19 protein-coding genes and 1 other RNA gene are annotated in these 19,799 nt (G+C 63.5%); 9 read left to right on the top strand and 11 right to left on the bottom strand.

Annotated elements, in window-relative coordinates; genetic code table 11:
• The first annotated feature begins 11 nt into the window (after nt 1-11).
• Nucleotides 12-929: a cobalamin-binding protein gene (locus FQ705_RS24145; protein ID WP_144145788.1), complete on the top strand. Its 918-nt coding sequence runs from the start codon at nt 12-14 to the stop codon at nt 927-929.
• 11 nt (nt 930-940) lie between these two features.
• On the opposite strand, the gene cobC is transcribed toward FQ705_RS24145, so the two are convergent.
• Genes cobC through FQ705_RS24120 form a run of 5 tightly spaced genes read right to left on the bottom strand, consistent with a single transcriptional unit; the run spans nt 941 to nt 5,328 of the window.
• Nucleotides 941-1,531: an alpha-ribazole phosphatase gene (cobC, locus tag FQ705_RS24140; RefSeq protein ID WP_144145008.1), complete on the bottom strand. Its 591-nt coding sequence runs from the start codon at nt 1,529-1,531 to the stop codon at nt 941-943.
• The gene (locus tag FQ705_RS24135) at nt 1,516-2,292 is read right to left on the bottom strand and encodes an adenosylcobinamide-GDP ribazoletransferase (RefSeq protein WP_144145006.1); all 777 of its coding nucleotides are present in this window, start codon (nt 2,290-2,292) and stop codon (nt 1,516-1,518) included. Before FQ705_RS24135 ends, cobC begins: the two co-directional genes overlap by 16 nt.
• A 31-nt stretch (nt 2,293-2,323) precedes the next feature.
• The gene (gene cobT / locus FQ705_RS24130; RefSeq protein WP_144145004.1) at nt 2,324-3,385 is read right to left on the bottom strand and encodes a nicotinate-nucleotide--dimethylbenzimidazole phosphoribosyltransferase; all 1,062 of its coding nucleotides are present in this window, start codon (nt 3,383-3,385) and stop codon (nt 2,324-2,326) included.
• Nucleotides 3,386-3,421: 36 nt separating this feature from the next.
• Nucleotides 3,422-4,261 (bottom strand): ABC transporter ATP-binding protein, encoded by an 840-nt coding sequence (locus tag FQ705_RS24125; RefSeq protein WP_144145002.1) that lies wholly within the window; start codon nt 4,259-4,261, stop codon nt 3,422-3,424.
• A complete protein-coding gene (locus tag FQ705_RS24120; RefSeq protein ID WP_144145000.1) occupies nt 4,258-5,328 on the bottom strand; it encodes a FecCD family ABC transporter permease in 1,071 nt (356 codons plus the stop codon). The genes FQ705_RS24125 and FQ705_RS24120 overlap by 4 nt, the downstream gene beginning before the upstream one ends.
• Nucleotides 5,329-5,892: 564 nt before the next feature.
• Between FQ705_RS24120 and FQ705_RS24115 the strand changes: the two genes are divergently transcribed.
• From FQ705_RS24115 to FQ705_RS24095, 5 genes are all read left to right on the top strand, one after another.
• Nucleotides 5,893-6,249 (top strand): ATPase, encoded by a 357-nt coding sequence (locus FQ705_RS24115; protein WP_144144998.1) that lies wholly within the window; start codon nt 5,893-5,895, stop codon nt 6,247-6,249.
• Nucleotides 6,246-6,560, top strand: a complete 315-nt coding sequence (locus tag FQ705_RS24110) for a cell division protein ZapA (RefSeq protein WP_091796442.1) — start codon at nt 6,246-6,248, stop codon at nt 6,558-6,560. Before FQ705_RS24115 ends, FQ705_RS24110 begins: the two co-directional genes overlap by 4 nt.
• A 115-nt stretch (nt 6,561-6,675) precedes the next feature.
• A non-coding RNA gene (gene ssrS / locus FQ705_RS24105) (6S RNA) lies at nt 6,676-6,857 on the top strand.
• Nucleotides 6,858-6,951: 94 nt separating this feature from the next.
• Nucleotides 6,952-7,410: an EVE domain-containing protein gene (locus tag FQ705_RS24100; RefSeq protein WP_144144996.1), complete on the top strand. Its 459-nt coding sequence runs from the start codon at nt 6,952-6,954 to the stop codon at nt 7,408-7,410.
• A gap of 146 nt (nt 7,411-7,556) precedes the next feature.
• Complete coding sequence (locus FQ705_RS24095) at nt 7,557-8,285, top strand: SIMPL domain-containing protein (RefSeq protein ID WP_144144994.1); 729 nt, start codon at nt 7,557-7,559, stop codon at nt 8,283-8,285.
• A 101-nt stretch (nt 8,286-8,386) separates the two neighbouring features.
• On the opposite strand, the gene lgt is transcribed toward FQ705_RS24095, so the two are convergent.
• Both lgt and FQ705_RS24085 read right to left on the bottom strand, forming a co-directional pair.
• Nucleotides 8,387-9,292 (bottom strand): prolipoprotein diacylglyceryl transferase, encoded by a 906-nt coding sequence (lgt, locus tag FQ705_RS24090; protein WP_144144992.1) that lies wholly within the window; start codon nt 9,290-9,292, stop codon nt 8,387-8,389.
• A 130-nt stretch (nt 9,293-9,422) separates the two neighbouring features.
• Nucleotides 9,423-10,424 (bottom strand): LysR family transcriptional regulator, encoded by a 1,002-nt coding sequence (locus FQ705_RS24085; protein WP_144144990.1) that lies wholly within the window; start codon nt 10,422-10,424, stop codon nt 9,423-9,425.
• A 167-nt stretch (nt 10,425-10,591) separates the two neighbouring features.
• Between FQ705_RS24085 and ilvD the strand changes: the two genes are divergently transcribed.
• Nucleotides 10,592-12,265: a dihydroxy-acid dehydratase gene (ilvD, locus tag FQ705_RS24080; protein WP_144144988.1), complete on the top strand. Its 1,674-nt coding sequence runs from the start codon at nt 10,592-10,594 to the stop codon at nt 12,263-12,265.
• A gap of 92 nt (nt 12,266-12,357) precedes the next feature.
• On the opposite strand, the gene FQ705_RS24075 is transcribed toward ilvD, so the two are convergent.
• Nucleotides 12,358-15,054, bottom strand: coding sequence for an enterotoxin A family protein (locus tag FQ705_RS24075; protein WP_144144986.1), 2,697 nt, complete (start codon nt 15,052-15,054; stop codon nt 12,358-12,360).
• Nucleotides 15,055-15,288: 234 nt separating this feature from the next.
• On the opposite strand from FQ705_RS24075, the gene FQ705_RS24070 reads away from it, so the two are divergent.
• Nucleotides 15,289-15,630 carry a c-type cytochrome gene (locus tag FQ705_RS24070; RefSeq protein WP_144144983.1) on the top strand — a complete coding sequence of 114 codons (342 nt, stop codon included), beginning with the start codon at nt 15,289-15,291 and terminating at the stop codon, nt 15,628-15,630.
• Nucleotides 15,631-15,716: 86 nt separating this feature from the next.
• Here the strand turns inward: FQ705_RS24070 and FQ705_RS24065 are convergent, their stop codons facing one another.
• From FQ705_RS24065 to FQ705_RS24055, 3 genes are all read right to left on the bottom strand, one after another.
• Nucleotides 15,717-16,481, bottom strand: a complete 765-nt coding sequence (locus tag FQ705_RS24065; RefSeq protein ID WP_144144981.1) for a DUF2486 family protein — start codon at nt 16,479-16,481, stop codon at nt 15,717-15,719.
• Between the two features lie 89 nt (nt 16,482-16,570).
• Nucleotides 16,571-16,987, bottom strand: coding sequence for a DNA polymerase III subunit chi (locus FQ705_RS24060; protein ID WP_144144979.1), 417 nt, complete (start codon nt 16,985-16,987; stop codon nt 16,571-16,573).
• 64 nt (nt 16,988-17,051) lie between these two features.
• Nucleotides 17,052-18,563, bottom strand: a complete 1,512-nt coding sequence (locus FQ705_RS24055) for a leucyl aminopeptidase (protein WP_144144977.1) — start codon at nt 18,561-18,563, stop codon at nt 17,052-17,054.
• Between the two features lie 137 nt (nt 18,564-18,700).
• On the opposite strand from FQ705_RS24055, the gene lptF reads away from it, so the two are divergent.
• Nucleotides 18,701-19,798 carry an LPS export ABC transporter permease LptF gene (lptF, locus tag FQ705_RS24050; protein ID WP_144144975.1) on the top strand — a complete coding sequence of 366 codons (1,098 nt, stop codon included), beginning with the start codon at nt 18,701-18,703 and terminating at the stop codon, nt 19,796-19,798.
• Nucleotide 19,799 lies beyond the last annotated feature (1 nt).

Genomic DNA, 19,799 nt, shown 5'->3' with positions numbered 1-19,799 from the left:
CACCCATTCTGATGCCGACCACCCGCACCACTCACTTCGTTTTCGCCGCCACACTCTGCGCCGCCGCATTGCACGCGCACGCCGCGATCACCGTCACCGACGATAGCGGCGCCACCGTCACGCTGGCCGCCCCCGCGCAACGCGTGATCAGCCTCGCGCCGCACGTCACCGAATTACTGTACGCGGCGGGCGGCGGCGCCAAAATGGTCGGCGCCGTGTCGTACAGCGACTATCCCCCTGAAGCGAAGCAGTTGCCGCGCGTCGGCGATAACAGGTCGCTCGACCTCGAACGCATCGTCGCATTGAAACCCGATCTGATCGTCGTGTGGCGGCATGGCAATGCGCAGCGGCAACTCGATCGTCTGCGCGAACTGCACATCCCGCTCTTTTTCAGCGAGCCGCATCATCTCGACGACGTGGCCGTGTCACTCACGAAACTCGGCCAACTGCTCGGCACGTCGAACACCGCCGATGCCGCGGCGGCATCGTATCGCCAGGACATCGCGGCGTTGCGCGCGCGGTATGCAAGCCGCCAGTCCGTCAGCGTGTTCTATCAGGTGTGGGATCGACCGTTGATGACACTCAACGGCGAACATATGATCAGCGACGTCATCACGCTATGCGGCGGCCGCAACGTGTTCGCCAACCTTCAGCCGCTCGTGCCGACGGTCTCGACCGAAGCCGTGCTCGCGGCGAACCCGGAGGCCATCGTCACGGCCGCGCCCGGCGCCACGAAATCGGACACGCAGTTGCCGCAACTGGGGACATGGCGTGCATGGCCGAGTCTCACGGCCGTGGCGAACAACAACCTCTTTGCCATCGACGGCGATCTGATCGACCGCCCGGCGCCCCGCATTGCACAGGGCGCGAAACAACTGTGCGAAGACCTGGAACTCGCCCGCTCGCACAGAAAACCAGGCGCGCAGTAATCACGCCGCGATCACGCGTTCCAGCGCACCAGCGACCACTGCTGCGCTTCGTCATCGCGACGCAGCCAGACGATCCCGGTCATATCGAGCGACCAGCGCAGACAACGATCCAGCGGCACCTCCAGCACCAGCGACGCGATCACCCGCATCACACCCGCATGCGTGACCACATAAGCCGGCGACAACTCGCGCGTCTGCGCGAATGCATCGAACCAGGCCCGCACGCGCGTAACGAATTGCGCCACGCTCTCACCGCCATGCGCACGCGCATGTTCGAAGTTGGCGGCCCAGTCGTCCAGCAACGCGCGATCGATTTCATCCCAGCGCTGCGCTTCCCAATCGCCGAAATTCATTTCCTTCAGGCGATCGTCGTGACTGAGCGCGCAGCCGAAACTGTTCGCCATTTCGGTGGCAAGCGCCGCACAACGCTTCAGCGGACTCGACATCAGCACGCGTGGCGCGGGCACCTGCAAGGTGGCGAGCTTCACGGCGAGCGCGTTCGAGGAAATCTCGGCGTCCTCGGCAAGTGCCACGTCGCTATGGCCGTAGCAGACGCCCGGATCGAGCGCGACGGCGGGATGACGAATCAGGACGATATCCATGCGAGCCCCATCAGATAGATGCTCAACTCGAAAATCTGCTGCGCGAAGCCAAGGCAATCGCCGGTGTAACCGCCAATGCGTCTGACGAAATAGCGGCCCAGCGCGAAACGCAGCACGATAAGCAGAGCAAGCGTCGATCCAGCGAAACGCCAGTCCGCGAGCGCGACTCCGTTCGGCCAGAGCAGCCAGGGCAAACCGAAGAGCGCGGCGCACAGCATCGCCGTGAGACTCAACCGTTGAGCCACCGGTTTCGCTTTGCCTTCGGCGCGCACATAGTCGAGCGTGACCAGATAGCTGATCGCCCAGGTACGGCTCGCGGCATGCGCGGCAATCATCAGACTTGCCGCGCGCAACGGCGGCAAAGCGGCGAGCGTTTGCCATTTCAGGGCCAGCGCCACCACCAGCGCGATGGCGCCGAATGCGCCGATGCGTGAATCATGCATGATCCGCAAAACGTCTTCGCGGGTATAGGCGCCACCGAACGCATCGACACAGTCGGCGAGACCGTCTTCATGAAAAGCGCCCGTGACGAGCAGCGACACGGCCATCGACAGCAGCACCGCCACACCCGCCGGAAACACGTGCAACGCGGCGAGGTACACGAGCGCGCTCGATCCGCCGATCAATACGCCAACGAGCGGAAAGTAGCGCGCCGCCGCATTCAGGTAATGCGGCTCGTAGCCGACCCAGCGCGGCACGGGCACACGCGTGAAGTAGCCAAGCGCGGTAAAGAAATAGCGCAGTTCCGCGAGCGGATTCATAGGGCGAAGACGGCCACGTTACGTATGACGATCACGCGTCGCGATCGGCGACGCCGGCCGATTCGAAGCTCGCCATTTCGTTGACGAAAGCCACCGCCGCTCGCAACAACGGCACCGCGAGCGCGGCGCCGGTGCCTTCGCCCAGACGCATGTCGAGCGAGAGCAGGGGCTGCGCGCCGAAATAGTCGAGCATGCGTCGATGCCCCGCTTCGTTCGATGCATGCGCGAACACGCAGTACTCGCGCACCGTGGGCGCGAGCGCGTCGGCAACCAGCAGCGCCGAACTGGCAATGAAGCCGTCGACCAGAATCGTCATGCGCGCTTCGGCCGCCGCGAGATAGGCGCCGGTCATCATCGCGATTTCGAAGCCGCCGAAGGTGGCGAGCACGTCGAGCGGGTCCGACGAATCGGCGTGATGCGCAAGCGCCGAGGCCAGCACGTTACGTTTCTTCGCCAGCCCCGCATTGTCGAGACCCGTGCCTCGTCCGACGCATTCGTCGATCGGCACGCCGCACAGACGGCTCATCAAACAGGCCGCCGCCGACGTATTCGCAATGCCCATTTCGCCGAAGCCGATCACATTGGTGCCGAGCGCCGCGTGATGCCGCACGCGCGTCGCACCGGCCAGCATCGCGGCGAGCGCCTGGTCGCGGGTCATTGCCGGTTCGCGCGCGAAATTACGCGTTCCGGCCGCAACCGGAATGTCGACGAGCCCTTGGGTCGACGGCAACGGCGTCGCGATGCCGGCGTTGACCACTTCGAGTTCGATGCCCGCGACCCGGCTCAGTGCATTGATCGCCGCGCCGCCCGCAAGGAAGTTCGCGACCATCTGCGCGGTCACGGCTTGCGGATAAGGACTGACGCCCTCTTCAGCGATGCCGTGATCGCCGGCGAACACGATCATCGCCGGACGCTGCACCGTAGGGTGCGTGCTGCGCTGGATCAGACCCATCTGACGCGCGATCGATTCGAGCCGGCCGAGACTGCCCGGCGGCTTGGTTTTGGTATCGATGATGTGCTGCAACTCGGCCCGCAGCGTTTGATCGAGCGGTGCGACTTCGGGCAGTCCCGGCACACGTGTCAAAGAGGTCATAAGCGTTTCTGAAAGAAGGTGTTTTGTCTAAGGTGATCAGTTTGCCGGCATGTCATGGCCGGCAGGCGATGGATGACGCGCACGCGGCGCGGGAATCAACGCCTCATGCTCACCCTCGCGAATCAGGATCAACGGGTAACCGAACGCACGACTCGTCAGCGTGGGGGTTAGCACGTCGCGCACCGGGCCCGCATACGCGCCACCCTCGCCGTCGAGCAGCAATGCGTGGGTCGCGAAGCGGCGCGCCAGATTCAGGTCGTGGCACGAAAACACCACTGTACGCCGAGGCTCGCGCGTCCATGCGGCGAGTGCGTCGAGGCACTCGATCTGATGATGCAGATCGAGATGCGATAAAGGTTCGTCGAGCAGCAGCAACGGCGCTTGCTGACACAGCACCGCAGCCAGTGCCACACGCTGACGCTCACCGCCCGAGAGCGAGAGCACGTCGCGCGCGGCGAAGGCGCCGAGGCCCAACAGGTCCAGCGCAGTGTGCGCGGCGTCGCGATCGGCCTCGCGCTCCCAGCCCCAGCCCGTGAGATGCGGAAAGCGATTCAGCATCACGATATCGAGGACGCTTGCGCTAAATGCGTCGGGCGCGCTTTGCGGCATCAGCGCGCGGCGCCGGGCCAACTGCAGCGACGGCCAGTCGGATAGCCGCTTGCCATCCAGTTCGACATGTCCCGCGGACGCTGGCAACAGACCCGCGAGCGTGGACAACAGCGTCGTCTTGCCCGCGCCGTTCGGTCCGGCGACGCACCAGATCTCGCCGGCGTAGAAGGTATGCGTGAAGCTATCGAGCAGCGTGCGTGCACCCATGCGCAACGTGAGACGTTGCACACTAAGTGGGCTATGGTCGGACTCACGGGTCGAGGTCATCGGCGTTTGCGCAGCAGCATCCAGAGAAACACCGGCACACCGATGATCGACGTGATCACGCCCACCGGCAATTGCGCCGGCGCGATCACGGTGCGGGCGATCAGGTCCGCGCCCATTACGGCGACGCCACCGCCGAGCGCGGCAGCCGGCAATAGCATGCGCTGGTCGTTGCCGAACGCGAGACGCAGCATATGCGGCACCACCAGTCCGACGAAACCGATAGTGCCCGCCGTGGTCACCGCAGCCGCAGCCGCCAGCGAAGCCACCAGATACACGCGCAGCCGCAGCGGCATCACGGCGACGCCGAGCGCCTGCGCCGCGGCGTCGCCGCGCAGCAGCACGTTCAGCCGCGGCGCGGCCGGCACGATCGCCACGAGCACGACGACGAGCGCGGCCAGCGCCGTCCAGGGCATGGCGCCGCCGTTGAGGTCGCCGGTCAGCCAGAACAGCATGCCGCGCAGACGGTTGTCGGGCGCGAGGTTGAGCAGCAAGGTAATCAGCGCGCCCCAACCCGCCGCGATCACCGCGCCGGTGAGTAGCAAACGTGGCGAGGTGTCCTGCGGTTCGCCGCGCCACAACTCGCGGCGTGCGAGACCGAGCACGATGAGGATCGAGACGAAGGCCCCCGCGAACGCGCTGGCATCGACGATCCACCATGCGCATCCGGCGATCATCGCGACGAGCGCAAACGTTGCCGCGCCCCCAGAAACGCCTAATACATAGGGTTCGGCCAGCGGATTGCGCAACAGCACTTGCAGAAGCGCGCCGGCGAGCGCCAGCAACGCACCGCACGCGAAACCCGCCACCGCGCGCGGCAAACGCAGGGAGCGGACAATCTCGCCGGTCAGATCGGCGGAGACGAGTGACGCACCCGACGGGCCAGACAATGGATGGGACGGCACGAGCGCGGCCAGCACGCGCATCGGCGCAAGCGGAACGCTGCCGAGCGCGAGCGACGCCATCAGCACGGCCAGCGCGATCAGCGCGAGCACGAGCCAGATCGCGGCCGCACGCTTCGCGCTCATCGCACGCGGCGTCGCGGCCATCGAGGCTGAATGGCGGCTCATCGGCGCGCGCCGAGGCCGTTGATACGAGTGAGCCGTTTCATCGTTCTTGTTCAACGGGTTCTGGATTGGCGCAAGAGAAGACCTGCGTTACACGACATGCACGCGATCTTCGTGGAAGCCCTCGCGCTATTTAACATTTTCGCGGGACTCGCCTCGCCTTTCGAGCGGCATGCGGACTGGCGAGCCGGCGTTCCCGCCTTCCCACGCGCGACGCGCAGTGGCACACTCGCACGTTGAGCTTCGCTCATGCGATCGGAATCGACCTGCAATGGCGCACCCAATCGATCACGGTTCAATCGCGCACAGTGTCAGCCAGGCGGGCGCGCGCAGAGTGCGGCCAGTGTAGGAGCGGGCTCGGAGTGCGTCAAGAATCGTGAGACGTATCGCGATATCGGTGCAATCTGTTCGGCTAGATGCAGGCTATTGTCCGATGCACGAGTACTTTTTCATAATAAGGTCGCCAAAAGCCTGCACAAAGCGATGTTGTTACGTCTCGAAACGAGACAATTGTCGGAACCTGCAATATTCCGCGCTAAAATGCGATGTCTTTAGAGGACGCAGCACATGCTCACCGAACTCGAATCACTCTCACAGAATATCGGCAAGCTGATCGCGATCAGCCAGCGCCACAATGAAGCGCGTCTCGCGCTCGAAGAGCAACTCGCCCAATCGCGTGCGGATGCGGAAGCCACGCGCACGGAACTTGCATTGCTGCGCGAAGAACGCGACGCGCTGCAAGCGGAACGCGATGCACTGTCCGCCAAGATCGACGACGCTCAGGTGCGCCTGAATGCGATTCTCGAGAAGCTGCCGCGAGGTCGCGCGCACAACGAGCCGGATAACCAGCTCGATCTCCTCGAGCCTGCTCAGCACGAAGTCGAAGCCGCGAGCGACGTTACCCGCCACGGAGAAAATGCATGACCACCAAGCAGATCGAAGTATCGATTCTCGGCGTCCCGTATCGCCTCGCCTGCTCGCCGGAAACGGAAGGCGCGCTGCTCGAAGCGGTAGCTCGTGTCGACGCAGAAATGTCGAAGATCCGCAATAATAGTAACGTGCGCGGCACGGACCGCATTGCGGTCATGGCTGCGCTGTCGCTGGCATCGGAACTGCTTAGGCTGCAATCGAGCGTACGACACGGAGAAGCATTTCCTGCAGAGGAAATCCGGCGTACAATGCATCAAATGAACGAACAACTGGGTACTGTGATTCAGCAGTACAGCATGCAGTAAGTGCCCAGCAGCAAGTCCTTGCAGAGGGTCCTGAGACCCGCTGCGGAGTCAAACGAAATGGGCGAGCAACACTGCGCAAACGTTTGAATCCTACCGTCCAAGCTTCACCGGTTTAGCTTCCCTGCCTGGTTCGCCAAGGTCATATATTCCTTGAACCAATGCCATGTGCACGGTTGCGGAAATTTGTAGCACGGGTGTGCGCGTCACTCTGTCTGATGTACCCGAAGTGTTGCTAACTGCGACCAATTCTGAACCCCCGGTTCAGGATGCCGGCCTAGCGGCCAAGGTGGGGACCTTATCTGGAACGGCATCGAACTTTGGTTCGATGCCGTTTTTTTTGGGCCGCGATTTTTCTTCTGTCTCTTCAACCTCTTATCGTTCACTTCGATTCATGCGCTACTGGCTAATGAAGTCCGAACCGGACGAAGCAAGCATCGACCATCTCGCTCACGCGCCGCACCACACCTTGCCATGGACCGGCGTGCGCAACTATCAGGCGCGCAACTTCATGCGTGACATGATGCAGGTCGGCGACGGCGTGCTGTTCTATCACTCGAGTTGTCCGGAGCCAGGCATCGCGGGACTCGCTGAGGTCTCGTCCACCGCGTATCCCGACCCGACCCAGTTCGACAGGAAGAGCCCCTACTACGATCCGAAGTCGTCGCAGGAAACGCCGCGCTGGCAACTCGTCGACGTGGTGTTCAAGAAGAAGATCGCGCTGATTCCGCTGGCCGCGTTGCGCGAGCACGAAGAGTTGAAGGACATGCGCGTGCTGGCCAAAGGCAACCGTCTGTCGATCACGCCGGTGACGGAAACCGAGTGGCGCTTCATCACCAAACGCCTTGCCTGAAGGAACAAACGTCAAAGCGCGGTCAAAGCGCATCGAAGCCGGGAACCAAGCTCAGGTTACAAGCGCCTAACGGACGCGCAAACGTTGTGCCATTGCACAGCGTTCGCCTCTATCGCGCACAACCCGTTCAAGCAAGGAGTCCAACAATGACGAAAAACACCGCACGGGCACTCGCTCTCGCACTCGTATGCGCCGCCCCTGCCGCGCTCGCGCTCACGCCGGTCATGGCGCGCGCGCAAAGCGTGCAGTATCAGCCGGCGGGCGTGCTGTCGCTCAATGCGCAGGCCAGCGCGGAAGTACCGCAAGACGTCGTCGATATCACGCTGTTCTTCGAGCAGGAAGCGAGCGATCCGTCGGCGCTCACCTCCACGTTGAATCAACGTGCCGATTCGGCGCTGCAAAAAGCCAAGGGCGTAAGCGGTGTAACCGCGCGCACGGGTTCGTTCTCGATCTATCCGTCCACCGATCGCGACGGACGCATCTCGGCCTGGCGCGGCCGCACGGAGATCGTGCTGGAGTCGCACGACTTCGCCGCGGCGTCGAAGCTCGCGGGCCAGATGGCCTCGATCATGCAGGTCGGCAACGTGCAGTTCTCGTTGTCGCCGGAAGCGCAGCGCGCCGCCGAACAGAAGCTCACGGGCGAAGCGATCAAATCGTTCCGCGAGCAGGCGGCTTCGTCCGCGCAAGCGTTCGGCTACAGCGGCTATTCGATTCGCGAGGTCAACGTGGGACACAATGGCGTGATGCCGCGTCCCATGATGATGATGAGCGCACGTGCGATGGGTGCCGATGCGAAGGCATCGGCCCCGGTGCCGATCGAAGGCGGTACGTCGACCGTGACGGTCAACGTGTCGGGCTCGGTGCAGATGAAGTAAGGCGATTGCGCGTCACGCGCGACTTCGCTGCAAAACAAAACGCCACGGCATGCCGTGGCGTTTTTCATTCATGGCGCGCGACGACAAGCCGTCGCTGACAATCAGCTCGCGCTCACCGCCGGCGCCGGTTCACGGCGTGCGCGCCGATACGACCACACCAGCAGGCCGATCCCGACGAGGATCATCGGCAGCGAGAGCCATTGGCCCATCGAAAGACCCATCGCCAGCAGGCCGAGGAAATCGTCCGGCTCGCGGGCGAATTCCACCGTGAAGCGGGCAAGGCCGTAGCCGATCAGGAACACGGCGGAGATCGCGCCCAGCGGCTTCGGTTTGCGCGAGAAGAAGAACAGCACGAAGAACAGCGCAACGCCTTCCAGTGCGATCTCGTACAGCTCCGACGGATGGCGCGGCAGCATGTGATATTGCGCGAACACTTCGTTCAGATGCCATTGCGCGGCCAGTTGCGGATGCGCGGAGAGCCACGCGGCGTCGTCCGGTGCGGCGCCCGGAAACATCATCGCCCACGGCGCAGTCGGATCGGTCACGCGGCCCCACAACTCGCCGTTGATGAAGTTGCCGAGGCGCCCCGCCGCGAGTCCGGTCGGCACCATCGGCGCAACGAAGTCGGTGACTTGCAGCCACGAGCGTTTGCGCTGATACGCGAACAGCACCATGGCGAACGTCACGCCGAGGAAGCCGCCGTGAAACGACATGCCGCCTTCCCACACCTTGAAGATGTCGAGCGGATGCGCGAAGTAAAAGCTCGCCTTGTAGAACAGCACGTAGCCGAGGCGGCCGCCGAGGATCGTACCCAGCACGCCGTAGAACAGCATGTCGTCGATATCTTTCGCGGTCCAGCCTTGCGCGGCGACGTACGGCAAACGCAGCCGCAACCGGCCGACGACAATCGCCGCAATGAACGCGACGAGGTACATCAGGCCATACCAGCGCACGGCGAGCGGCCCCAGATGAATGGCAATGGGGTCGAAATTCGGGTGAATATGCATCGTGTTGTTATGGGCAGTTCAGGTTCGGAAACGGATTTTATAGTCGGTTGTTCAGTACTCGGCAGCGTGGGGCGCACCTTGCGGCGCATGCATTGGACGCGCCGGCCTGCAATGCGTTCGCGACACGCTGCTAAAGACGCGGCGCGACCAGCGCATCAGCCATGTCGAGCGTCGCCGCGTGAGCCCGCGCGATCTCGATGAAGCCCGCCAGCACCGGGCTCACTTCAGCCGTGCGCCAGACCAGCCCCGTTTCGATCGCGGGCACCGACTCGGCAAGCGGACGATACACCACACCCGTGCGGCGCAGATTACGTAATGATTGCGGCACCAGTGCGACACCCATTCCAGCCGACACCAGGCTGACGATCGTCTGCATCTGGATCGCTTCCTGCCCGATCCGGGGTGCGAGGCCCGTCACGCCGTAGCAATCCATAATGATGTCATAAAAGCCCGGCGCCAAACGCCTTGGGAAGATCACGAGCGGTTCGTCAGCGATGTCGCGCAGGCTGATCGGGGTGTCGCGCCATTCGGCGCGCGGGTCGGCGCTGGCTTCGCCTGGGTGTCGCGCTGGATTCGCCAGGCGCGCCGCCGTATCCGTCGACATGGCGATCACCAGCGGCTCACGTGCGATCGGCAACCACGCGAGTTGGGCGGCATGGCGCGACGGCAGCGGCGCGATGGCCAGCCCCGCGTCGATGCGCCCGGCCGTCAGTTCTTCCACCTGCACGTCGCTCGTCGCCTCGGTCAACTCCAGCCGCACACGCGGATAGCGCGCGCCGAAATCGCGCAACAACTGCGGCAGCAAACCGTAATCCGCGGTCGACACGAACGCCAGCGACAACGCCCCCGCCTCGCCCCGCGCGAGGCTCTGCGCGAGCGGCCGCAACCCTTCTGCGCTCGCCAGCAGACGCCGCACTTCGGGCAGCAGATCCGCGCCCACCGCCGTCAATTCGACCGTGCGTTTGGTGCGCGCGAACAACTCGACGCCGAGCGTCTCCTCCAGCGCCCGAATCGCCTGCGACAAAGGCGGCTGCGTCATCGAAAGACGCCGCGCCGCCCGTCCGAAGTGCATCTCTTCGGCGACGGTCACGAAATAGCGCAACTGGCGCAGGTCGGGCGTGGCAGGCAGCATGATTAATACATTCTACGACCTAATAAAGCCTGAATAATATATTGGACGCGCGTTTGGCAAAACTGCATCCTTGCTCGACGCGTCGGAACTACACTGAACTGACGTGCCGGCGCCGGCAGGCAACGCAGCAGGCAGCGCGGATAAAACAAAACAGATTGGAGCTCCCCATGGCATACAACCGTCGTTCGAAGAACATCACGCAAGGCGTGGCGCGTTCGCCGAACCGCTCGATGTACTACGCCCTCGGCTACGAGAAGGCGGATTTCGACAAGCCGATGATCGGCATCGCCAACGGCCACTCGACCATCACGCCGTGTAATGCCGGCTTGCAGCGGCTGGCCGACGCGGCCGTCGTCGCGGTCAAGGGCGCGGACGCGAATCCGCAGATTTTCGGCACGCCGACGATCTCGGACGGCATGTCGATGGGCACCGAGGGCATGAAGTACTCGCTGGTGTCGCGCGAAGTCATCGCCGACTGCATCGAGACCTGCGTGCAAGGTCAGTGGATGGACGGCGTGGTCGTGATCGGCGGCTGCGACAAGAACATGCCCGGCGGCATGATCGGCATGCTGCGCACGAACGTGCCGAGCATCTATGTGTACGGCGGCACGATCCGGCCGGGCAACTGGAAGGGCACCGATCTGACCATCGTGTCCTCGTTCGAAGCCGTCGGCGAATTCACGGCCGGGCGCATGTCGCAAGAGGATTTCGACGGGGTCGAACAGAACGCGTGCCCGTCGACGGGTTCGTGCGGCGGCATGTACACCGCCAACACGATGAGCTCGTCGTTCGAAGCGCTCGGCATGTCGCTGCTGTACTCGTCGACGATGGCCAATCCGGATCAGGAAAAGGTCGACTCGTCGGCCGAATCGGCCCGCGTGCTGGTCGAAGCGGTCAAGCAGGATCTGAAGCCGCGCGACATCGTCACGAAGAAATCGATCGAAAACGCCGTGGCGCTGATCATGGCGACCGGCGGCTCGACCAATGCCGTGCTGCACTACCTGGCGATCGCGCACGCGGCGGAACTGGAATGGGACATCGAAGACTTCGAGCGCATGCGCAAGAAGGTGCCGGTGATCTGCAACCTGAAGCCGTCGGGCCAATACGTGGCGACCGATCTGCATAAGGCCGGCGGCATTCCGCAAGTCATGAAGATCCTGCTCGACGCGGGCTTGCTGCACGGCGATTGCATCACCATCACCGGCAAGACGCTGGCGGAAGAACTGAAGGACGTACCGGGCAAGCCACGTTCGGATCAGCAGGTGATCTTCCCGATCGACAAGGCGCTCTACAAGGAAGGCCATCTGGCGATCCTGAAAGGCAACCTCGCGGAAGACGGCGCGGTCGCCAAGATCACCGGCCTGAAGAACCCGGTCATCACCGGCCCGGCGCGCGTATTCGACGACGAGCAAAGTGCGCTCGAAGCGATTCTGGCAGACAGGATCGTCGCCGGCGACGTGTTGGTGCTGCGCTATCTCGGCCCGAAGGGCGGGCCCGGCATGCCAGAAATGCTCGCGCCGACCTCGGCGATCATCGGCAAGGGACTCGGCGAAACGGTGGGCCTCATCACCGACGGCCGCTTCTCGGGCGGCACGTGGGGCATGGTGGTCGGTCACGTCGCGCCGGAAGCGTTCATGGGCGGCACGATCGCACTCGTGCAGGAGGGCGACTCGATCACCATCGACGCACACAAGCTTCTGCTGCAACTGAACATCGACGACGCCGAACTGCAGCGCCGCCGTGCCACATGGCAGCAACCGAAGCCGCGTTACACGCGTGGCGTGATGGCGAAGTATTTTGCGCTGGCGCAGCCCGCGAACAAGGGCGCGGTGACGGGCTGAAGTGTCGGGCACGACCAGCCCGGCGAAGTCGGGACGCCTCTGCAACCGCAGCGTTCCGTCTGCCGGGCTCCTGCTGGCTTTAAGCCGGTCGGCTACATATACACATGCGACGCGCGGTTCTCGAGATCGGTGTACCTCGTCTGCTGCGCGATGATGCGCATCCAGATCGGCTCGGGAATCTCGAAGTTCGACGTGAGCGCCCGAGCCTGCAGCGACTCATATCGCAGTTGGTGAGAGACGGGATCGACGCTCGTGCGCCAGATGGGCGTACCGCCGATCGTGCGAATCTCCAACTGGCTCGAAGCCGCAGGGGTCGCCACCAGGCCGTCGCGGAAAAGCCATGCCGCGTTGCGTGCGGTGAGCCAGTTACTGACGTGCGCCACATCCCTGAACGGAGGCTGGGATTGCATGAAGGCCTGAGCGCCACCGGAATTGGCTATCCCGGCCACCTCGGTCACAAAGTGGGTACTGCCCGTGGGCAACGCTGAATCCGGGTCCTGATAGAGCTGATATTGTTGCTGCGACGTGGCAACCGGATTGTCCTTGAAGACGGCGCTTGGCAACGGCGGATAGACTGCCTGCCCCTTGTCGTTTTCCAGTCGCCACGACTGCCGTGCGGCGAGTTGACCGTTACGCGCCTGCGGTGACGCAACATAAGGCCGGTAGGAAGCAACGCCTTCCGTCAGCCACTTATGGTCTTCGACATGCAGCAGTCCGCTGCTGTCGGGATCGTAGACAAACACGCCGTTCATGCTAGCGCGGTCCTCGGGGACGCTGCCGATATATGCATTGCCGCTCCTGTCGATCCGCAGAACCTGCCTGTCATCATGCGAGGAGTGAATCCGGCCGTCGTCGCCAAACGAGAACTCATACTGGGAGTTGACCGACGACGCCGAATCAACCGACGGATAAGCATTGCCGTCGTAAAAATTCAGCTTCGTGTTGCCTTTGCCGTCGTCGTTGTTGAAGTACGGCTTGATATGCACGGGCTCGCGATAATCCTCGCCTTTCGCCAACTGGTCGGCCAGGTAGTGGACTTTGTCGAGCGAGCGCCGGTAGAACTCTGCCGTGGTGAGTGCGGGGTCCTCGTTGGGCACGTAGCGCGTATTCCCGCCGGCGCTCTTCTGCGCCACGAACGGTTTGTGATCGTCGTCGATCCATGCTGGGTCGTCTGGAGAAAAGTGCGCGAGTTGGGGTTGTGCGCCCGCTGTACGGGTGTGATCGAAAATGTCGTAGCGGTAGTCAGGGTTGGTCACGTAAGGACCCAGCTTGCCGTTCTCGAATTTGCTCCAGCCGCGCACCTGCGCAAGATCGATGCGACCCATCGCGGCGACTTCATCACTTGCCGGGCTGCGATCGCTCCGACCAAGGCTCGCGTGCACGTCGACCATGTTCGGGCTCGGTGCGATGTAATAGAGGTAGCCACCAGACTGCTCACGTGACGACAACCGGTTCTTCGCCGTCTCGCTGTCGCGAAACGTGCCGAGGTAGCCGCCGCCGTCCGTGGCGCCGGGATCGGCTGCCAGCGCAAAGTTATGCAAATCCAGACTGACGTTGTTCAGCCTCGTGCCTTCGAGACTGAACCCGAGATCTTTACGCATCTCGTCGGGCGTTCGGTTCGAGGGGCGGTACAGCACATAAGGTTGCCGATCCGGCTCTGCACTCACGTCGCGCTTGAGATCGCCATGCGGCGAACGAGGCGGCTGCGCCACATCCGGCACGGGCAAATTCACGGGTGGAAGCACCAACGAATGCGCGCCCTGCAGTTCGGGGCCTTCGTCCAGCGAGCCGAGCGAAACATTGCCGAAGGGGGAAGGTGGCGCGCTCGTGCCGTCATTCGACCGGTAGGTGTTCTCGGCATCGTTCGGAAAAACGAACAGGCGAGCGATGCCGCCGAGCGCAGGATAACCTTCCGCGAGAAGGCTATTCATAGCAGCAGCCGTCTGCTCGAAATTCGCATATTCGAACGCGCCATAGGCGGGGTCGTAGATCTGGTATCGGTCGTTCTGGTAGTGATCGGACGGATTGAGCCGCTGCACGATGATCACATGACCGCACGTCACGCTACTGTCCTGCGCGCTGACAGGCGGGTCCCGGAAAGTCATGCGAACCGGCATCATCGTCGTCTCGTAGCTGCCGCGACCATCTGCAGAACTATGGCGCTGCCCGAACTCGGATTCCAGTGAGTCACGCAATTGCGGGCCGGTTCGAATGGACCACGAACCACGTCGCGCGATGTAACCCGGCGTGTCGGCAACGGCAACGTTCTGCGTGTCCTGGTGCACCTGTCTGATGGCGGCGAGTGCGGTCGGTCTCAGCCAAGGATCGGCAAGGCTTTCACGCATCAACGCATTCATGTCAAACAGGTTGGGCGCTTTGCCAGTCGCCACCATGTAGAAATTGCTGTACACCAGTCCGCAACAGGTGCTCCGCAGCGCGTCTGGCTGCCCAGCCGCGCGCGACAAGACCCTCATGGTAATGCGGTCGTGTTTCGTCGCGGGCCCGTCGTAGGCGTTGAATGTTTGCCCTGCATCAGGTCGGATCGTCACCGGAGGGGGTGGGGTCCTGCGAGAGCGCAGCAACGCGGCATCGGAGGCTGCGAGGCGCATGGCCGACGGGATAGCGCTCTCCTGAAGCGCGGCCTGCAGGTCCCGCACCTGCGGGCCTGATCTCGCTGTCATTGCGGCCGCCGAATCGGTATTTCGACCGACGGGCGGAACGGCACCAGGCCCGGCCAGCTCATCCAGTACCAGACTGGGCGGGGTGCTGCGAACGGTGGATATCGTCATCGTGACTCCATGGGCAATCCAGGCATGGGGATCTCCGCGTACGAAAAACCGCCGCAGAGGCCAGGCATGATGAAACCCAATTTGGCCGCAATGCAGGTGGTACTCGACGATAGCGTCGCCACGACACCGCACGTGCTACGTAAAAGCGCTAAGGAGCAGACGGGAAACCGCGCGCCCCTTTCCTTTTATAATGCGTGCACCACGAGTCGGGCATCTGCACCGACGGAGACCAGAATGAAATCAAAGTCGTTTGCAGCACTGGCAACAGCCGGTGTGCTGGGCGCGATCCTCGGCTCGAGCAGTCCGGCCGCGCATGCCGAGGCCGCAGCCGGTCTCGCGCTTGCGCAGCAGCAGAACTGTATGAGTTGTCACTCGGTCACGCGTTCTTTCATGGGACCGGCGCTACATGATGTAGCCGCTAAATATGCGGACCGTGAAGACGCCGCCAACTATCTGAAGCACAAGATCATGGACGGCAGCGCGGGCGTCTGGGGCCCGGTGCCGATGCCCGCCAACACGCAGCTCACGCCCGATCAGGCGGCCACGCTGGCCAACTGGGTGTTGTCGCTCAAGTAGCGCGCGAGGCGCATTCAGGCGAGCGGCGAGCGCTGTGCTTGCAGCGCCCAGCGCAGGCGCCGACACAGGCGCGCCCCGCTACACGATCAGACGCGACCTGAACGGCGCGCGATCTCTTCCTCTACCGCTTCGCGCACCCAGCCGGTCATTTCGGTTTCCAGCGTCATCGCCACTTCGCGCGTGATCTGGTTGACGAGCCAGGTGGTGTGCTCCTGCAAGGCATCGCGGCAACGCGCCTCGATGATGCCGCGCCCCTCGCCCGTCAGAAAACCCGCAAACCGCCCGCGCAGGCGTTCGGCGATGACATCGGCGTCGAGACTCAACTGGGGTATGCCGGGTTCTTCACGCGCGATATCCGGCGGGACGGTCGCGCCCGCTTCGAGCGGCGCATGCGGCTCGTGCCGGTCAAACACGCCCGCCGACGGCAAATCGTCGTGCGTCTGCTTCGCATCGGCAGCATGCTGGGCGCGCGAACGTTTCTTCGGATGATGAGGGTCCGCCGCGTGCGCGGCTTCCTGCGCGTGAGCGGATGCAGGATGCGGCGCGGGCTCCGGTGCAATCACCGGCTCGGGCGCCAGCATCTGCTCGGCCGTGAGGACCGGCTGAGGCGCCAGCTCGGGCTCCGCCGCCAGCTCCGAATCGTGCATACGCAAGGGCTCCTGCGCCAGCCCCGGCTCGTTTTCGTCGAGCGGCTCCGGCGCCAGCAAAGGCTCCGTGCCGAAACTCGGTTCGCGCCTGACCGCAGCGTCTTCCGCGCTCAGGCCGCCTGGCGCCTGACGCGCGTCTGCGCGACTCCCCGGTACGAGAATCTCGTGCAGAACCGGGATCGAATCTTCGTTGGTATCGGACACGTGCACTCTCCGTGTTTGAGTCGAAGCAAGGCAGGCCGAGCGCCGTATCCGTCAGATCGGATCAGGCACGACGCACACGCCCTGAAAATCTAGCTGCCTTGCTTGTAGTTGTTTAAAGCATAGCCGCGATCGCGATAGAAGCGATAGCGTTCGCGGCCCGCAGCGAGTTCGTCTGGTGCGTTACCGACCACTTCGAGCAATCTTTCGAAGCGCGCGAATTGCGCCGGCACCGTGGCGCCCAGGTTGAGCAGCACCTGATGGTGCGGCACCTCATCGAGGTTCGACGCCAGCACGATCGGCGTTTGCGCGGCGAGCGACGTGCCCGCCATGCAATGCGGCACGAAGTCGAGTGGCGAGAACGTCCACAACTGCTCGTCGAAGGCCCGCAGGCGCTCGGGCTCGGCCAGCACGATGGTCGGCTGGCCCGCCTGATACGCCTTGCGAATCAGGCGGCACGCATACAGCAGCGAGTCGCCGACGTTCGAGTGAAAATCGATTCTCGTCATCGGCGGCTCGGCGGTGAGTCTGCGTGTGCCCTGACCACCGGGCCTGCAACTTTACTGCAATGCGTCATTGCGCGGCGCGGTCGATCAGGAACTGCGCGAGCAACGGTACCGGACGGCCCGTGGCCCCCTTCGCCGCGCCGCTCTTCCACGCGGTGCCGGCGATATCCAGGTGCGCCCACGGATACGCTTCCGTGAAACGCGACAGGAAGCACGCGGCCGTCACGCTGCCCGCCGGACGTCCGCCGATGTTGGCGAGGTCCGCGAAGTTCGACTTGAGCTGGTCCTGATACTCGTCGTCGAGCGGCATGCGCCAGGCCGGGTCGGAGGCTTCACGCGAGGCGTCGAGCAACTCGCCCGCCAGCGCGTCGTCTTTCGAGAACAGGCCGCTGTTGTGGTGACCCAGCGCAATGATGCAGGCGCCGGTGAGCGTGGCGATATCGATCACGGCGGCCGGCTTGAAGCGCTCGGCGTAGGTGAGCGCGTCGCACAGGATCAGCCGGCCTTCGGCGTCCGTGTTCAGCACTTCGATCGTCAGGCCCTTCATGCTGGTGACGACGTCGCCCGGCTTGGTGGCGGTGGCCGACGGCATGTTCTCGACCGCCGGAATGATGCCCACCACGTTGATTTTCAGGCCCATTTCCGCGACGGCGCGCAACGTGCCCAGCACCGAACCGGCGCCGCACATGTCGTACTTCATCTCGTCCATGCCTTCGCCCGGCTTGAGCGAAATGCCGCCCGTGTCGAACGTCACGCCCTTGCCGACCAGCACCACCGGCGCCGCTTTCGCCGCGCCGCCCTGGTACTGCAGCACGATGAACTGAGCCGGTTCGACCGACCCGGCCGTGACCGACAGGAACGAGCCCATCTTGAGCGCTTCGCACTGTTTCTCGCCCAGCACTTCGACCTTCAGCTTCCAGTCTTTGGCGAGCTTCCTGGCGGTCGTCGCGAGGTACGTCGGCGTGCAGACGTTGCTCGGCAGGTTGCCGAGGTCGCGCGTGAGGTCCATGCCGTTGGCCAGCGCTGCGCCCTGCTTCGCGCTGACCTTGGCGGCCTTCTCGTCGCCGCCGTTGACGCTGAAGACGATGCGCTTGAGCGCGCGAGCCGCGTTGTCCGGCTTGCTCTTCATCTGCGTGAATTTGTAGGTCAGCTCGCGCAGCGCGAGGATCGCGGCGCGCACGCCCCAATCGGCCGTGCGTTCGAGGATCGGCAGTTGGGCCAGCGTGAAGGTGACCTGCACGACCTTGGTGGCGAGCAGCGCGCGCCATGCGGAGCGCACGGCGTCGCCGTAGGCTTTCTGGCTGAAAGCGTCTTGCTTGCCGAGGCCGACGAGCAGCACGCGCGACGCGCCGATACCCGAGACTTCGTGCAGGAACAGCGTGGTGCCGGCTTTGCCGTCCATGTCGCCGGCCTTGATGATGCGGGTCAGCAGGCCACGGGTGGCCTCGTCGATCTCGAGCGCCGCGCCTGAAAGCGTCTGCGACTCGAAGATGCCGATTACGATGCAATCCGATTTCCCTGTCAGGAAACCGTTTGACGAGCCTTTGGTCCAATCACAGGCTTTTATGCTAAAGTCCATCGCGCTTGTCCTCGGATAAAATCTGGGCTTAGGATGAAAGCCGCAATTATCCGCTATTTTTCCCGCGGCGGCTGCACCGGAGGTGTGACGGGAACCAACCCGTGCGCCACTGAGAGCGCCCCCTCTCATCATCAATAATGATCTTCGAACGCTCCCTCCAGCGCGAACTCGCGTATACGGCTGGTGCCGTGTTCATGGTTCTCCTCACGCTCGTGCTGACCACGATGATGATTCGCATCGTCGGTTTCGCGGCCTCAGGCGAGATCGACCCGCGCGACGTGCTGGTCCTGATCGGCCTCACCGTGATCGGTTACCTGGCCATCATGCTCGTCGCGACCCTGTTCGTGTCGATCCTGTTCGTCCTGACCCGCTGGTACAAAGACTCCGAGATGGTCGTGTGGCTGTCCTCGGGTGTCAGTCTGACCCAATTCATCAAGCCGATCGGTATTTTTGCCACGCCGATCATCATCCTCATCATGTTCTTCGTATTCGTCGGCTGGCCGTGGTCGAACCAGCAGAGCAAGCTGATCCGCGCGCGATTCCAGCAACGCGACGAGGTCTCGCTGCTCGCGCCTGGCCAGTTCCGCGAGTCGGCCACGAGCCATCGCGTGTTCTTCATCGAAAAGATGTCGCCTGACCAGGGCCAGGTGGAAAACGTGTTCGTGACCAGCACGGAGAACGGCAAGGTCAACGTGGTGGTGTCGAAGTTCGGACACACCGAGACGCACAAGAACGGCGACCGCTTCGTCGTGCTGGAAAACGGCCGGCGCTATGACGGCGAGCCGGGGCACCCCGATTTCCGCATCATGGAATTCGAGCGCTATGGTGTGAAGATCCAGAGCCAGCCCGTGATCAATACGCCCACCACCACCGGCACGCCGACGCTCGCGCTACTGCGCAATCCGACCGACGACAACCTCGCCGAATTCGCCTGGCGCATGGGCTTGCCGCTCATCGCAATCAATCTGATGCTGCTTGCCATTCCGCTGGCCCACCAGAACCCGCGGCGCAGTCGCACGATCAATCTGGTCATGGCCGTGCTGATCTATCTGACGTATTCGAATCTGTTGAACGTGGTGCAGTCGTGGATCGAGCAAGGCAAGATGTCGTTTGGAGTGGGACTCGTGGGCCTGCATATCGTCGTCGCGGCAATCGTCGCATTCATCTTCTGGCTGCGCGTGCGCAACCGGCCGCTCTTTACGCGTGCGATGTTCCGCCGCTCGCAGGGAGCCTGAC

Source organism: Paraburkholderia sp. BCC1884 (assembly GCF_900996225.1).
GTDB lineage: Bacteria > Pseudomonadota > Gammaproteobacteria > Burkholderiales > Burkholderiaceae > Paraburkholderia.
This window is presented reverse-complemented; position numbering and strand designations above follow the sequence as displayed.

Coding starts and splice junctions, on each gene's coding strand:
- FQ705_RS24145 (WP_144145788.1), top strand. CDS start 12: ATGCCGACCACCCGCACCACTCACTTCGTTTTCGCCGCCACACTCTGC.
- cobC (WP_144145008.1), bottom strand. CDS start 1,531: ATGGATATCGTCCTGATTCGTCATCCCGCCGTCGCGCTCGATCCGGGC.
- FQ705_RS24135 (WP_144145006.1), bottom strand. CDS start 2,292: ATGAATCCGCTCGCGGAACTGCGCTATTTCTTTACCGCGCTTGGCTAC.
- cobT (WP_144145004.1), bottom strand. CDS start 3,385: ATGACCTCTTTGACACGTGTGCCGGGACTGCCCGAAGTCGCACCGCTC.
- FQ705_RS24125 (WP_144145002.1), bottom strand. CDS start 4,261: ATGACCTCGACCCGTGAGTCCGACCATAGCCCACTTAGTGTGCAACGT.
- FQ705_RS24120 (WP_144145000.1), bottom strand. CDS start 5,328: ATGAGCCGCCATTCAGCCTCGATGGCCGCGACGCCGCGTGCGATGAGC.
- FQ705_RS24115 (WP_144144998.1), top strand. CDS start 5,893: ATGCTCACCGAACTCGAATCACTCTCACAGAATATCGGCAAGCTGATC.
- FQ705_RS24110 (WP_091796442.1), top strand. CDS start 6,246: ATGACCACCAAGCAGATCGAAGTATCGATTCTCGGCGTCCCGTATCGC.
- FQ705_RS24100 (WP_144144996.1), top strand. CDS start 6,952: ATGCGCTACTGGCTAATGAAGTCCGAACCGGACGAAGCAAGCATCGAC.
- FQ705_RS24095 (WP_144144994.1), top strand. CDS start 7,557: ATGACGAAAAACACCGCACGGGCACTCGCTCTCGCACTCGTATGCGCC.
- lgt (WP_144144992.1), bottom strand. CDS start 9,292: ATGCATATTCACCCGAATTTCGACCCCATTGCCATTCATCTGGGGCCG.
- FQ705_RS24085 (WP_144144990.1), bottom strand. CDS start 10,424: ATGCTGCCTGCCACGCCCGACCTGCGCCAGTTGCGCTATTTCGTGACC.
- ilvD (WP_144144988.1), top strand. CDS start 10,592: ATGGCATACAACCGTCGTTCGAAGAACATCACGCAAGGCGTGGCGCGT.
- FQ705_RS24075 (WP_144144986.1), bottom strand. CDS start 15,054: ATGACGATATCCACCGTTCGCAGCACCCCGCCCAGTCTGGTACTGGAT.
- FQ705_RS24070 (WP_144144983.1), top strand. CDS start 15,289: ATGAAATCAAAGTCGTTTGCAGCACTGGCAACAGCCGGTGTGCTGGGC.
- FQ705_RS24060 (WP_144144979.1), bottom strand. CDS start 16,987: ATGACGAGAATCGATTTTCACTCGAACGTCGGCGACTCGCTGCTGTAT.
- FQ705_RS24055 (WP_144144977.1), bottom strand. CDS start 18,563: ATGGACTTTAGCATAAAAGCCTGTGATTGGACCAAAGGCTCGTCAAAC.
- lptF (WP_144144975.1), top strand. CDS start 18,701: ATGATCTTCGAACGCTCCCTCCAGCGCGAACTCGCGTATACGGCTGGT.